This is a genomic window from Tropicimonas aquimaris (genome assembly GCF_042676185.1).
GTDB lineage: Bacteria > Pseudomonadota > Alphaproteobacteria > Rhodobacterales > Rhodobacteraceae > Tropicimonas > Tropicimonas aquimaris.
In genome coordinates this window covers 442,483-455,844 of sequence record NZ_JBHTJT010000008.1, presented here as the reverse complement: position 1 = coordinate 455,844, position 13,362 = coordinate 442,483, and the positions used below count along the sequence as shown (strand labels likewise).

Below are 13,362 nucleotides of genomic sequence, written 5' to 3'. Positions count from 1 at the left end.
GACCTTGCCCGTGACCGATACCAACCCGCTCGTGATCTTCACCCCATCCGGGAAGCGCGGCCGGTTTCCGGCCGGAACGCCGGTCCTCACGGCCGCCCGGAAGCTGGGCGTGGATCTTGATTCCGTGTGCGGGGGCCGTGGCATCTGTTCGCGCTGCCAGGTCACCCCGGCATTCGGCGAGTTTCCAAAGCACGGCGTCAGCGTCGCGCGCGACGCGCTTTCCGGCTGGAACGCGGTCGAGGCGCGATACGACGAGAAGCGCGGGCTGCCGGAAGGCCGCCGGCTCGGCTGCCAGGCAACGATACAGTCGGACGTGGTGATCGACGTGCCCCCCGAAAGCCAGGTGCACCGCCAGGTCGTGCGCAAGGCCGCCACCGGCCGGGTGATCGAGATGGACCCGGCAACCCACCGCTACCTCGTCGATGTTGCCGAGCCCGACATGCACGACCCCTCGGGCGATCTTCAACGGCTGCGGGAGGCGCTTCGGGCAAGCTGGGGCATCGAGGGTGTGGAAGTTCCCCTGCGCGTCCTGGCCACGCTGCAACCCGCCCTGCGGCAGGGCAAGTGGCAGGTGACGGTCACCGTCCACCGTCCCCACGACGGGCCGCCCCGCCTGCTCGACATCCGTCCGGGATTTGTCGACACACCGCTGCTCGGGCTCGCCATCGATCTCGGCTCGACCACCATCGCCGGGCACCTGTGCGACCTGACCTCCGGCGAGGTCCTCGCCTCGGCCGGGCTCATGAACCCGCAGATCCGCTTCGGCGAAGACCTGATGAGCCGGGTTTCCTATGCGATGATGAACCCCGGCGGCGCGGCCGAAATGGCAGCTGCCGTGCGCGTGGCGCTGAATGGCCTCGCCAGCGAGATCGCGACCGAGGCCGGGGTCGACCCGACGGAGATCGTCGAGGCGGTGATCGTCTGCAACCCGGTGATGCACCACCTCGTGCTCGGCCTCGACCCGGTGGAGCTGGGCCAGGCACCCTTCGCGCTCTCCACCTCGGAGTCGCTCAGCCTCGCCGCCGACGAACTCGGCCTCACCTCGCTGCACCCGCAGGCCCGCACCTACCTTCTGCCCTGCATTGCGGGCCACGTCGGCGCCGATGCCGCGGCCGTCGCGCTCTCCGAGGAACCCGACAAGCAGGACGCGCTGACCCTCGTGATCGACGTCGGCACGAATGCGGAGATCCTGCTGGGCAACCGCGACCGCGTGCTCGCCTGTTCCTCTCCCACCGGCCCGGCCTTCGAGGGCGCGCAGATCAGCTCCGGCCAGCGCGCGGCACCCGGCGCCATCGAGCGCATCGAGATCGACCCGGCAACCAAGGAGCCGCGTTTCCGCGTCATCGGCAGCGATCTCTGGTCCGATGACCCGGGCTTCGCCGCCGCCACCGCGGTCACCGGCGTCACCGGCATCTGTGGCTCGGGAATCATCGAGGCCGTGGCGGAAATGCGGATGGCAGGGCTGCTCGATGCCTCGGGCCTGATCGGCTCGGCCGAGCAGACGGGCACCTCCCGCTGCGAGCCCGAAGGCCGCACCCACGCCTACCTGGTCCACGACGGCACGTCCGACGGCGGTCCGCGCATCACCGTGACACAGGGCGATATCCGCGCCATCCAGCTCGCCAAGTCGGCGCTCTATGCCGGCGCGCGCCTTCTGATGGACGAGATGGGCGTGGACAGCGTCGACCGGATCGTCCTCGCCGGCGCCTTCGGGGCCCATATCAGCCCGAAGCACGCGATGGTCTTGGGGATGATCCCCGACGCCCCGCTTGCAGCCGTCACCTCGGCCGGCAACGCCGCGGGCACCGGCGCGCGCATCGCCCTGCTCAACCGTGCCGCCCGTGGCCGCATCGAACAGGTCGTGCGGCAGATCACCAAGGTCGAGACGGCGATCGAGCCGCGCTTCCAGGAACATTTCGTCGCCGCCAACGCCCTGCCCCACGCCACTGCCCCCTTCCCGGAGCTGCGCCGCGTCGTGACCCTGCCCGAGGTCGCCTTCAACGCCGGCGGCGGAGATGGCGGCGGCCGGCGCCGCAGGCGTCGCGCCTGAGGCACATGCAGTTCCCATCTTGACGACGTCGCACGGGCTGCGTAATTCGAAGACCTTCGCGGGTGTAGCTCAATGGTAGAGCAGGAGCTTCCCAAGCTTAAGACGAGGGTTCGATTCCCTTCACCCGCTCCAGTCTCTCTTCGAACGCCTCCTCCCGCTCTTGACCTTCGGTTGCCCTCGGGTTTCACCGGGCGAGACGCACCGGAGACGCCCATGCCCCTGCCCTTTCTCACACCCCTCGAACCGAAGGAACTGGCCCGCCACGGCATTCCCGACACCTGGCGCTACGGCATGGCGGATCGCGTGCGCTTCTCCGAACTGGACGCGCTGAACCATGTGAACCACACCGCTTACCTGCGCTGGTTCGAGAGTCTCCGCCTGCCCTATTGCCGCGACTATGGCATCAGCAACTACGACGCGGACTCGCCGGAGCTCGTGCTGAAATCGGTCGAGGCGCGGTATCACGCGCCGATGTTTTCGGGAGAAGACTACATCGTCACCGCGCGAACGGTCTCCTTCCGGACAACCAGCTTCCGCATGGAATACGCGGTCTTCGCTCCGGACTGCCGGGTCGAGGGCTCGGCACTGGTCGTCCTGCTGCAGCGCGACGGTAGCGGGAAGTTCCCACTTTCCGACGCGATGAAGGCAGCGCTCCGGGAACGCGACAACGCGCGCCCCGAACCCTGAAACGCCAAACGAAACGGACGGCCGATAACGGCCGCCCTCCGTTCTTCTTGGCAAAAATACCCAATGGTGACCGCCCGGCCAGGGACGGACCGCTTAGGAATGTCGCTGGATGAACTCCACCAGCGCGGCTGTGGAGCCATCCTTGCCCTCGGTTCCCTGCTCGCCCGCGACGATCGGTTCGAGCGCCTTGGCCAGTTCCTTGCCGAGCTCCACGCCCCATTGATCGAAGGAATTGATGCCGAGGATCAAGCCCTCGACGAAGACGCGATGCTCGTAGAGCGCCACGATCTGGCCCAGAACCTCGGGTGTGAGCAACGGATAGACGAGCGTTGTCGAGGGCCGGTTGCCGGGGAAGACGCGATGACGGGCCTGCCGCTCCAGCTCGGCCCCTTCCAGCCCCTTGGCCTTCATGATCGCCTTGGCTTCCTCGAGCGACCGGCCGCGCAACAGTGCCTCGGACTGCGCGAGGCAATTGGCCACCAGCAGCCGGTGCATGTGGGCGAGGTCGTTCTCATGCCCCGTCGCACCGACGAGGAACTCGCAGGGCACGACGCCCGTGCCCTGGTGGATGAGCTGGTAGAAGGCGTGCTGGCCGTTGGTGCCCGGCTCGCCCCAGACTATCGGTCCGGAGACGATCTCCAGGTCCTTGCCGTCCATCGACACCCGCTTGCCGTTGCTCTCCATCTCGAGCTGCTGGAGGTAGGCCGGCAGGCGGATCAGCCGCTGCTCGTAGGGCAGCACGGCGCGGGTCGGGTAGCCACAGACCTGGTGATGCCAGATGCCGACCAGCGCCAGCAGAACCGGCAGGTTCTCCCGCAACTCGGCGGCGCGGAAATGGGTGTCCATCGCCTGCGCCCCGCGCAGGAAGGCGCGGAAGGCCGGCCCGCCGATGGCGATCATCAGCGACAGCCCGATCGGCCCCCACATCGAATAGCGCCCGCCCACCCAGTCGGCGAAACCGAAGACGCGGGAGGCGTCGATGCCGAAGGCCGCCGTCAGATCGGCATTCGTCGAGAGCGCCGCGAACTGGCCCGCCGGGTTGTCGACCTTTTCCGACATCCAGGCCTTGGCCACGTTGGCGTTGGTGATTGTCTCGATCGTGGTAAAGGTCTTCGACGCCACGATCACCAGTGTCGTGCGAGGGTCGAGCGGGCGCAGCACGTCGGCGATATGGGCACCGTCGACATTGGAGACGAAATGCGTGCGCGGCCCGTCGGCATAGGGCGCGAGCGCCAGCGTCGCCATCACCGGCCCGAGGTCGGAGCCGCCGATGCCGATATTCACCACGTCTGTGATCTTGCCGCCCTGCCCGAGGAAAGACCCGGTGCGCACGTCGGTGGCGAAAGCCTCCATCCGGTCGAGCGTGCCGCGGACTTCGGGCATCACGTCCTGGCCGTCGACCATGACCGGCCCGCCGTCGAGGTTGCGCAGCGCGGTGTGCAGAACCGCCCGCCCCTCGGTCTCGTTGATCTTCGCGCCCTCGAACATCGCGTCCCGGCGCCCGGCCACATCGGCCTCCTCGGCCAGCCGGATCAGCAGGTCCAGGCCGGTCGCGTCGATGTTGGTCTTGGAGAAGTCGAAGAGCATGTCGCCGAAAGTGGCGGAGAACTTCGACGCACGTTCGGCATCGTCGAACAACGACAGGATGGAGCGCTCCGAGACCGAAGCGCCGTGTGATTTCAGCTCATTCCACATCGGAAATACCTATTCTGCCCAGTGAACGGTTGCGTCACCCAATACCGCCTTCACCGGCGCTTCGCGAGGCGACAAGCTGCGCGCCTTCTCCAGCGCCGCGCGTTTCTCCGGTCCGGTGATCAGGATATGGGTCGAGAGCGCGCCCTGCAGCACCGGCGCGGTCAGGGTCATGCGCGGCTCGCCCGCCGCCTCGGCGCGCAGCGCCATCACCGGCGGCGCGTCGTCCGACAGTGCCTCTTCCAGCCGGTCCGCGCCCGGGAAGAGCGAGGCGGTGTGCATGTCGCCGCCCATCCCCAGCAGCAGCACGGTGATCGGCAGCACCGCCTCCACCCTCTGACCGAGTTCCTCGAGCGCGTCTTCGGGCGTGGGCGCATCCATGTAGAGCGACTGCAGCCTGGCCGACGCCGCCTGGTTCACCAGGAGCCGCTTGCGCACCAGCCGCGTGTTGGAGCGCGGATGATCCTCCGGCACCCAGCGTTCGTCGCCCAGGAGCACCGTCACCCGGCTCCAGTCCAGCTTGGAGGCCGAGAGCGAGTCGAAGGCCGGCCCGGGGGTGGTGCCGCCGGGCACGCAGAGCGTGGCGCGGTCCTGGGTCAGCAGCGTGTTCTTCAGCTCGCTCGACAGCCGGTCGGCGAGGTTGATCATCATCAGGTCGCGGTCGGGGTATTCGATGAACTTCATGGCCGGATCTCCCTCCATCGCCTGCCGTCCCGGTGCAGCAGCATGAGCGCGTCGTCCGGGCCCGAGCTGCCCTGCTCGTAGGGGCTCGGCACGTGCCCGCGGGCCTCCCAGTCGGCGATCACCGGATCGGTCCAGGCCCAGGCGGCCTCGACCTCGTCGCCGCGCATGAACAATGTCTGGTTGCCCCGGATCACGTCCATGATCAAGCGTTCGTAGGCATCGGGAATGTCCGCCGCCTGCTCGCCGAGCGCCTCGGCAAAGGACATGTCGAGCGGCACGTCGATCAGTCGCATGCCCCCCGGTCCCGGCTCCTTGATGGTCACGGTCATCTGCATGCCCTCGTTGGGCTGCAGCCGGATCGTGAGCACGTTGGAGTGACGCCCCTGCGGCACGTCGAAGATCGAATGCGGCGCGTCCTTGAAGACGATGGCAATCTCGGAGGCCCGCGCCTTCAGCCGCTTGCCGGTGCGGATGTAGAAGGGTGTGCCCGCCCACCGCCAGTTCGACACCGACATGCGCATGGCGATGAAGCACTCGGTCCGGCTCCGCGGATCGCCCACGTCCGCGAGATAGCTCGGACCATCCGATCCTTCCCGGTACTGACCGCGCACCAGATCATCGGGCCGCACCGGGTCGAGCGCGCGGATCACCTTGAGCTTCTCGTCGCGCACCGCATCCGGGTCATAACGCGCCGGCGGCTCCATCGCGATCAGGCAGAGCAGTTGCAGCAGGTGGTTCTGCACCATGTCACGCATCGCGCCGGAGCGGTCGTAATACTCGCCACGCCCGCCCACGCCCACCGTCTCGGCGACGGTGATCTGGATGTGATCCACGTACTGGCTGTTCCACAGCGGCTCGAACAGCATGTTGCCGAAGCGGACGGCCATCAGGTTCTGGACCGTCTCCTTCCCGAGGTAATGGTCGATCCGGTAGATCTGCGTCTCGTCGAAATGGCAGGCCAGGCTCTGGTTGAGCGCCTTGGCCGAGGCGAGGTCGTGGCCGAAAGGCTTCTCGACCACGATCCGGGCATTGTCGTCGGCGATGGCGTGATCCTTCAGCCGCTCCGCGATCGGCCCGAACAGCGAAGGCGCGACCGAGAAATAGAAGGCATGCACCACGTCGGGGCGAATATGCTCTTTCAGCTCGGCCCAGCCGCCGTCGCCCTTGGCATCCACCTGCACATAGCTCAGCAGCGACAGGAATTCCTCCACCCGCTCCTTGTCCAGCGCACTGGCCGGCATGAATTCCTCCAGCGACTCGCGGGTCAGCTTCCGGAAGCCTTCGTCGTCCATCTCGCTGCGGGCGGCGCCGATAACCCGCGCCTCGGGCGGCATCTGTCCATCGGCAAGGCGCCGGTAGAGCCCGGGAAGGATCTTGCGGCGGGCCAGGTCCCCGGTGCCGCCGAAAATTACCAGATCGAAGGGCTCCACGGGGATGATGCGTGCGACCATGTTCATGCTCCTGCCATGCGCCATCCTCTCAGGCGCCGCGCCACTGTTAGCGCAAACAGCGGCATTCTCCAAGCCGTCTCGACAGCCTTGAGGGCCATGCCGCCCCGTCGCCCCTCCGATAACAGGAAACGACACCCGGCGGAACAGAACGCTGTGATTGAGTGGGAAAAAATGCGACACGGTCGCCGTCGCCATGTGGAAAGCAACGGGTCTGACGCGGCCTGCCCCTCGTTCGGTCAGCACACAATCGGATTGGCGGAAAATCGCGTATCGGGAGGTGCGTGCTCCCCGGGGTCACTCGCCCCCTCTTGCCCGGTTCCGAACCACTGGCTATCGGAATCGAAACAACGGTTGGAGCCCCTCGATGCGTTGCAAGACTCCCGGTAAGTCGCTGGCCCCGCTGGCCTGTCTCTGCGCCCTGTTCCTCTCGGCCTGCGGAGATGGCGGCGGTGGTGCCGATCGCCGGCAGAGCTTCAACACCCCGCTCCATCCCAACGAAACCCCGGAACTCCGGGTTCTAATCAACAAATACGCCGCCGAATACGACCTGCCGCCCGAGCTGATCCACCGGCTCGCGATCCGCGAAAGCACCCACCGCCCCGCAGCCCGCAACGGCCCCTATTACGGCCTGCTCCAGATCCTGCCCCAGACCGCCCGCACCATGGGCCACGACGGCCCGCCCTCCGAGCTGCTCGATCCCGAAACCAACCTGAAATACGCCGGCAAGTACCTGCGCGGCGCCTGGCTGGTCTCGGACGGCGACCCGGACGAGGCGATCTCCTGGTACGCACGCGGCTATTACTACGAGGCCAAGCGGCTCGGGATGCTGGAGAAAACAGGGCTGCGGTGAACGGGCGCCCCGCTGCGTCGCAAAAGGAAATGCTTGGCATGACCGACCCCGCAATCTCGTGGGTGCGCCTGACCGAGATCGCCCCGGAGGAGATCACAGCGCACATGTCCGATCCGCGGGTGGCGGAACACCTGCCCTTGCTCACGGTTCCTTTTGACAGGTCCGCAGCCGAGTCGTTCGTCGCCGCCAAGGAGGCCTGCTGGCGGCGCGACGGGCTCGGCCACTGGGCCTTCCTGCGCGAGGGGGCCTATGTCGGATGGGGCGGGTTCCAGAAGGAAGGGAACGAGTGGGACTTCGGGCTGGTGCTGCGGCCTGACTGCTTCGGGCTCGGCCTGCCCATCGCCCGCATGGCGCTCGCATTCGCCCGGCAGGATCCGCGGATCCCCTTCGTCACCTTCCTGCTTCCGCCTACCCGGCGACATCTCGGCGCGCTGTCACGGCTTGGCGCAGCCCCTGTCGGACAGGTCGAACTGGCCGGCGCGACCTTCCTGAAGTTCCGGATGGAAACCTCCTGAAACAAAAGAAAAAGGCGCTACCGAAGCAGCGCCTTCTCGAAAAGCGTCGATATCTCGCCGATCAGCCGCGGGCTTTGCCCACCAGCTTCCAGACGGCCGGCAGCAGCATCGCGGCCAGCGCCAGCTTCAGCGCGTCGCCGACGAGGAACGGGGTCAGGCCCCAGGCCAGAATCGGCTGGTCCCAGCCGTAGAGCTGGCCGAGCCACAGCAGGCCGGGCACGTAGATCAGCGCGTTGCCGACCAGCATGGCGACGGCCATCTTGGGCGCCGAGCGGTCCCAGCCGAAGCGGGCGAACCAGCCGAGCGCGACGGTGGCCAGCACGTAGCCCACAAGGTAGCCGCCGGTGCCGCCCATCATGTACTCAAGGCCATTCATTTCCGCCGAGGTGCCTGCGAAAACGTCGAAGCCGAGTGCACCGACCAGCATCCAGCCGAGCATGGTGGTCAGGCCGAGGCGGGGGCCATAGGCGGCGGCGATGGTCAGCACGCCGAATGTGCCGAGGCTGACCGGCACCGGCGAGCCGGGAACCGGGAACTTGATCTGCGCCGAAATCGCCAGCAGGGCGATGCCCAGCACCACCAGCACCGCCTGCTTGATGCGCAGCGCGGTTCCCTCGCTGGGGCCGATCGCCTCCACAAGGGCCTTGTCGAAAGTTGCCTGGGCCATATCCCCGATCTCCTCGTACGTATGGATTGTCCTCGCCAGATGTGCCGCAAAGCAGCGCGCACCGCAAGATCACGTAGGGTGATACCAGCTTTGCATCGTGTAATTCTTCCGCGGCCCGTCGACGCTCCAGCGGCTCGACCATGCCGGCCATGCCGAGAAGTCATAGGCGACGCGATAGCTGTCGGGGTCGCACCAATGCGAAGCGGAAGGGGCACCGCCGGGCCGGAAGGCGTGAAAGGGCCGCCCATCCTCAAAAAAGACTTCGATATCTGATCCTTGCGCCATCCAGCGATAGCGGCGCGTGGCCTGCAGGGGCGGCGCGCCGGGGGCGATCAGGGTGCCGGTTTCGCTGTAGTCGAGGCCCGCGTCCCGGGGCGTGAAACGCGCCTCGCCGTCCAGCCGCATCACAACGCCGGCGCGGTGATCGTCGATCCGCCGCTCCAGCCGCCAGAGCCCGGCGAAATCCTCAAGCTGCGGCGCTTTGACCTCGTCCATGCGTCTCCCCTGCCCGGTTCGTCCCGTCCCGGGACGCATCCGTTGATCGCAGGGCGGCGCGGCGGAGGCAAGACGCAGACGCCCCGCGGGATCTCCGCGGGGCTCTGTCAGGACGGTCAGGCCGCCGTGCGGTCGCTGTCGAGGAAGGGATAGTCCACGTAGCCCTCCGCGCCGCCACCGTAGAAGGTGGACTGGTCCGGCGCGTTCAGCGCAGCCCCCCGGCGCAGGCGTTCCGGCAGGTCGGGATTGGCGATGAAGGCGCGCCCGATGCTGACGGCGTCCGCGTGGCCGCTCGCCACGGCTTCCGCCGCACCCTCGCCGTCATAGCCGCCGTTGGCCATGTAGAAACCATCGTAGCGCGCCCGCAGACGTCCGAGCAGCGCGCGGTCCGCCTCGCTGGCGTCCGACCCCGGGAAGGCCTCGACGACGTGGAGATAGGCCAGCCCCTTGCCGCCGATCATCTCGTAGACCGGGCCGAACAGCCCCTCGGGATCGCTGTCGCGGATGTCGTTGGCCTGGCCCAGCGGCGACAGGCGCACGCCGATCCGGTCGCGGTCCCAGACCTCGGACACCACGTCGATCACCTCGGACAGCAGACGCATCCGATTCTCGACCGAGCCGCCATAGGCATCCTCGCGCCGGTTGACGCCATCCTGCAGGAACTGGTCGAGCAGGTAACCGTTGGCGGCATGGATCTCGACCCCGTCGAACCCGGCCTGCTTCGCCATCTCGGCAGCGTGGCGGTAATCGGCGATCACCTCGGCGATGCCCTCCGCGCTCAGCGCCTCCGGCTCGGAGACCGGCTCGAAGCCATTGGCCGTGAAGGTCTGCGCCTCGGCCCGAACGGCGGAGGACGAGACCGGAGCGCGCCCGTCGGGCAGCAGCGAGGAATGGCTGATCCGGCCGACATGCCAGAGCTGGACAAAGATCCGCCCGCCCGCGGCATGGACCGCATCGGTGATGGTCTTCCAGGCGGCGACATGCTCCGGCGCGTAGATGCCCGGCGTGTCCAGATAGCCCTTGCCCATCGCCGAGATCTGCGTCGCCTCAGTCAGCAGCAACCCGGCGCTGGCGCGCTGCGCGTAATAGGTCGCGGCCAGCTCCTTCGGCATTCCGTCCGGGTGTGCGCGGTTGCGGGTGAGCGGCGCCATCAGGATCCTGTTGGGCAGTTCCACCGCCCCCATCCTGACCGGTTCGAACAATTTGCTGCTATCTGTCATCTTGCGTCTCCTGAGAATGTCTCTTCGCTTCAAGGGATGTAGGCGCGCCCCGCCCGAATTGTTCCGTGCCCGGCCGCAGGGCGCCTGTGCGGAAATGCGCGCCCCGCCTCCGCGCCGATCGGCCGCTGCCCCCGACCCGCTGACCGCTTGCCGAGCCATGCCGAAGCCTCTATGCCCGGACGCGTTCGACAATCGCGCCAACAATCACGCCGAGGGCCCGCCGATGATCCCCCGTTATTCCCGCCCCGAGATGGTCGCCATCTGGTCGCCCGAGACGAAATTCCGCATCTGGTACGAGATCGAGGCCCATGCCTGCGACGCCCAGGCCGAGCTCGGCGTGATCCCCAAGGCGAATGCCGAAGCCGTCTGGAAGGCGAAGGACGTCGAGTTCGACGTCGCCCGGATCGACGAGATCGAGGCCGTCACCAAGCACGACGTCATCGCTTTTCTCACCCACCTGGCCGAGATTATCGGCAACGATGAGGCGCGGTTCGTCCACCAGGGCATGACCTCCTCCGACGTGCTCGACACCTGCTTCAACGTGCAGCTGGTGCGCGCCGCCGACATCCTGATCGAGGACATGAAGGGGCTGCTCGCCGCGCTCAAGCGCCGCGCCTACGAGCACAAGGACACCGTCCGCATCGGCCGCTCCCACGGCATCCATGCCGAACCCACCACCATGGGTCTGACCTTCGCGCGTTTCTACGCCGAAATGGACCGCAACCTCTCCCGCCTGCGCGACGCGCGGGCCGAAATCGCAACCGGCGCGATCTCCGGCGCGGTCGGCACTTTCGCCAACATCGACCCGGCGGTCGAGGAGCATGTCTGCGCCAAGCTGGGCCTCGTGCCAGAGCCGATCTCGACGCAGGTGATCCCGCGCGACCGGCACGCGGCCTTCTTTGCCACGCTCGGCGTCGTCGCCAGTTCGGTCGAGAACATCGCCATCGAGATCCGCCACATGCAGCGCACCGAGGTGCTGGAAGCGGCGGAGTTCTTCTCCATGGGCCAGAAGGGCTCCAGCGCGATGCCGCACAAGAAGAACCCGGTGCTGACCGAGAACCTCACCGGCCTCGCCCGGCTGGTTCGGATGGCGGTGATCCCGGCGATGGAGAACGTGGCGCTCTGGCACGAGCGCGATATCTCCCATTCCTCGGTCGAGCGGAACATCGGCCCGGATACCACGATCACGCTCGACTTCGCGCTGGCGCGGCTGACCAGCGTCATCGACAAGCTGCTGGTCTACCCGGAAAACATGCTCGACAACATGAACAAGTTCCCCGGCCTGGTCATGTCGCAGCGCGTCCTGCTGGCGCTGACCCAGGCGGGCGTGAGCCGCGAGGACGCCTATCGGCTGGTCCAGCGCAACGCGATGAAGGTCTGGGACCACCGCACCGATTTCCGCGAGGAACTGCTGGCCGACGAGGAGGTGCGCGCGGCGCTCTCGGAGGACGAGATCAACGAGAAGTTCGACCTCGGCTACCACACCAAGCACGTGGACACGATCTTCGCCCGCGTCTTCGGCGAGGACTGATCGTTCCCGACGGGCCGGCCCACCCGGCCCGTCACCGACCGATTTTACACGGTTTTTTCGCGCCATGGTTGCGCATACGGCACCAAACACGGCCCTTCCGGGCGACTGTCCAGAATGAGGCCACCCGCCGACCACAAATTCGCCAACCTCAGGGCGTTTCATGCGGAAAAGGCACGGCCCGCACGATTCTTGAGGTTCCCATGTTCCAGAAGCTCTTCGCCCGTCTCCGCCCGGCGAATTCGGACCGACAGTCCAGCCCGGCAAACGGCGCCCGTCGTGTGCAAAGCATTGTCGTGCCCCGTTCCGCCGTCGCAGCGCTTGAAGACGAGCCTCATCGTCTGGTCGCGGCCGTGGTCGATTACGTGAACCACCTGGTGTCGGGCGGCGCCTATTCGCGGAACGACATCCCGCAGGAGGCCATCCAGCTTTACCACTGCGACTACTACTTCGCGCAGGTGATGGACGGGGGGCATTCCCAGTTCATCGGCAACAGCCTTGCCAATCTGGATTTCATCCTGTCCGACGTGTCCAAGGGGCTGCGCGCCGCAGGGGCCGGCGAATACCGCAAGATCTTCGACGAAATGCGGCGTTGGGTGTCCCGCCATCCCCGGAAGGCGCAGAAGCTGACCGGGTTCGAGGGCGGCATCGCCCCCGAGATGGAGGCCCTCGACGCACGCTTCTTCGAACTCGACGCCAAGTCGGACCTGACGACCTATCTCGGGGAGTGGATTGCGGCTCTGCCCGCGCTCGAAGTCGCCGATGACGACGCGATGACGGAAATCATGGCGGAACTGACCGCCCCCATGGATGCGGCGGACGACCTCGCCGTGACCCGCGTCATCGCCCGGATCTCCCTGCAGCTCTCGGACCCGACTCATCTCGGCTTCGGCCTCGCCGCCGCCTCCCGAATGCCCCCCGAAGCGATGGTCCAGCTCGGCGGAGCCTCCAGCATGAAGATCTCCGAGGGACGCGAGGATTACGCCTTCCTGGTCAGGACCATCGTCGACACCCGCTTCGGCGTGCAGAGCGCAAAGGGCTTCGAGCTGTTCGAACGGGTCGAGGGCGGCTCGGCCGACGCGGCCGCGCGCCGCAAGGCGATCGAAGGCAACGAGCTATCGCTCGAGGGCGTTCTGGATTTCATGGCGCCGGAGGTCGGCAAGCGCATCGCCTATGTCCCGCGCAAACTGGTGGATATCGCCGCGCTCGTCGCCGAACGCTATCGCGCCGCGGCGGCCATCGACCTGATGCTGCGCCGCCTGCCCCGCACGCCGGAGGTCGACTACGTCTCCGTCCGCAGCGTCGGCAAGGGCGACACCGGCAAGCTGGGCATGACGCTGCTGATCGTCACCGACAAGGCGAGCCGCGCCTTCTGCGCCGCGGTCGAGGCCGATGGCGCCCGGCTGCTCTCCGAGCCCGACCACGACGTCCTGGTCACCGCCACGCGGGCCGAAATCTCCGCTCACGCGGAGAAATTCGCCCAAGCGGAGTCCGAGGAGGACTGACGCTCGGCACTGGAACCC

At 67.3% G+C, this 13,362-nt stretch carries 12 protein-coding genes and 1 tRNA gene; 7 read left to right on the top strand and 6 right to left on the bottom strand.

Annotated elements, in window-relative coordinates; genetic code table 11:
* Window positions 1-10: 10 nt before the first annotated feature.
* From ACFQ2S_RS08590 to ACFQ2S_RS08580, 3 genes are all read left to right on the top strand, one after another.
* The gene (locus ACFQ2S_RS08590) at window positions 11-2,050 is read left to right on the top strand and encodes an ASKHA domain-containing protein (RefSeq protein ID WP_386074028.1); all 2,040 of its coding nucleotides are present in this window, start codon (window positions 11-13) and stop codon (window positions 2,048-2,050) included.
* Window positions 2,051-2,108: 58 nt separating this feature from the next.
* Window positions 2,109-2,182 (top strand) — tRNA-Gly (locus ACFQ2S_RS08585).
* Window positions 2,183-2,263: 81 nt separating this feature from the next.
* Entirely contained in the window at window positions 2,264-2,737 is a 474-nt protein-coding gene (locus tag ACFQ2S_RS08580) for an acyl-CoA thioesterase (protein WP_386074027.1), read from the top strand.
* Between the two features lie 93 nt (window positions 2,738-2,830).
* On the opposite strand, the gene pgi is transcribed toward ACFQ2S_RS08580, so the two are convergent.
* The 3 genes from pgi to zwf are packed head-to-tail and all read right to left on the bottom strand — an operon-like array spanning window position 2,831 to window position 6,564.
* Entirely contained in the window at window positions 2,831-4,432 is a 1,602-nt protein-coding gene (gene pgi, locus ACFQ2S_RS08575; RefSeq protein WP_386074026.1) for a glucose-6-phosphate isomerase, read from the bottom strand.
* 9 nt (window positions 4,433-4,441) lie between these two features.
* The gene (pgl, locus tag ACFQ2S_RS08570; protein ID WP_386074025.1) at window positions 4,442-5,113 is read right to left on the bottom strand and encodes a 6-phosphogluconolactonase; all 672 of its coding nucleotides are present in this window, start codon (window positions 5,111-5,113) and stop codon (window positions 4,442-4,444) included.
* Window positions 5,110-6,564 carry a glucose-6-phosphate dehydrogenase gene (gene zwf / locus ACFQ2S_RS08565; RefSeq protein WP_386074024.1) on the bottom strand — a complete coding sequence of 485 codons (1,455 nt, stop codon included), beginning with the start codon at window positions 6,562-6,564 and terminating at the stop codon, window positions 5,110-5,112. Before zwf ends, pgl begins: the two co-directional genes overlap by 4 nt.
* A gap of 364 nt (window positions 6,565-6,928) precedes the next feature.
* Here zwf and ACFQ2S_RS08560 point away from each other — a divergent pair, with 364 nt between their 5' ends.
* Entirely contained in the window at window positions 6,929-7,414 is a 486-nt protein-coding gene (locus ACFQ2S_RS08560; RefSeq protein ID WP_386074023.1) for a transglycosylase SLT domain-containing protein, read from the top strand.
* Between the two features lie 38 nt (window positions 7,415-7,452).
* Window positions 7,453-7,929, top strand: coding sequence for a GNAT family N-acetyltransferase (locus tag ACFQ2S_RS08555; protein WP_386074022.1), 477 nt, complete (start codon window positions 7,453-7,455; stop codon window positions 7,927-7,929).
* A gap of 61 nt (window positions 7,930-7,990) precedes the next feature.
* Here the strand turns inward: ACFQ2S_RS08555 and ACFQ2S_RS08550 are convergent, their stop codons facing one another.
* The 3 genes from ACFQ2S_RS08550 to ACFQ2S_RS08540 form a co-directional block, all read right to left on the bottom strand.
* Entirely contained in the window at window positions 7,991-8,596 is a 606-nt protein-coding gene (locus ACFQ2S_RS08550; RefSeq protein ID WP_386074021.1) for a biotin transporter BioY, read from the bottom strand.
* Window positions 8,597-8,665: 69 nt separating this feature from the next.
* Complete coding sequence (locus tag ACFQ2S_RS08545; protein ID WP_386074020.1) at window positions 8,666-9,091, bottom strand: DUF6314 family protein; 426 nt, start codon at window positions 9,089-9,091, stop codon at window positions 8,666-8,668.
* Window positions 9,092-9,207: 116 nt separating this feature from the next.
* Window positions 9,208-10,311, bottom strand: coding sequence for an alkene reductase (locus tag ACFQ2S_RS08540; RefSeq protein ID WP_386074019.1), 1,104 nt, complete (start codon window positions 10,309-10,311; stop codon window positions 9,208-9,210).
* Window positions 10,312-10,534: 223 nt separating this feature from the next.
* Between ACFQ2S_RS08540 and purB the strand changes: the two genes are divergently transcribed.
* Window positions 10,535-11,842, top strand: a complete 1,308-nt coding sequence (gene purB / locus ACFQ2S_RS08535) for an adenylosuccinate lyase (RefSeq protein ID WP_386074018.1) — start codon at window positions 10,535-10,537, stop codon at window positions 11,840-11,842.
* A gap of 293 nt (window positions 11,843-12,135) precedes the next feature.
* On the top strand, window positions 12,136-13,344 hold the full coding sequence (locus ACFQ2S_RS08530; protein WP_386074017.1) for a DMP19 family protein: 1,209 nt from the start codon (window positions 12,136-12,138) through the stop codon (window positions 13,342-13,344).
* Window positions 13,345-13,362: the final 18 nt, after the last annotated feature.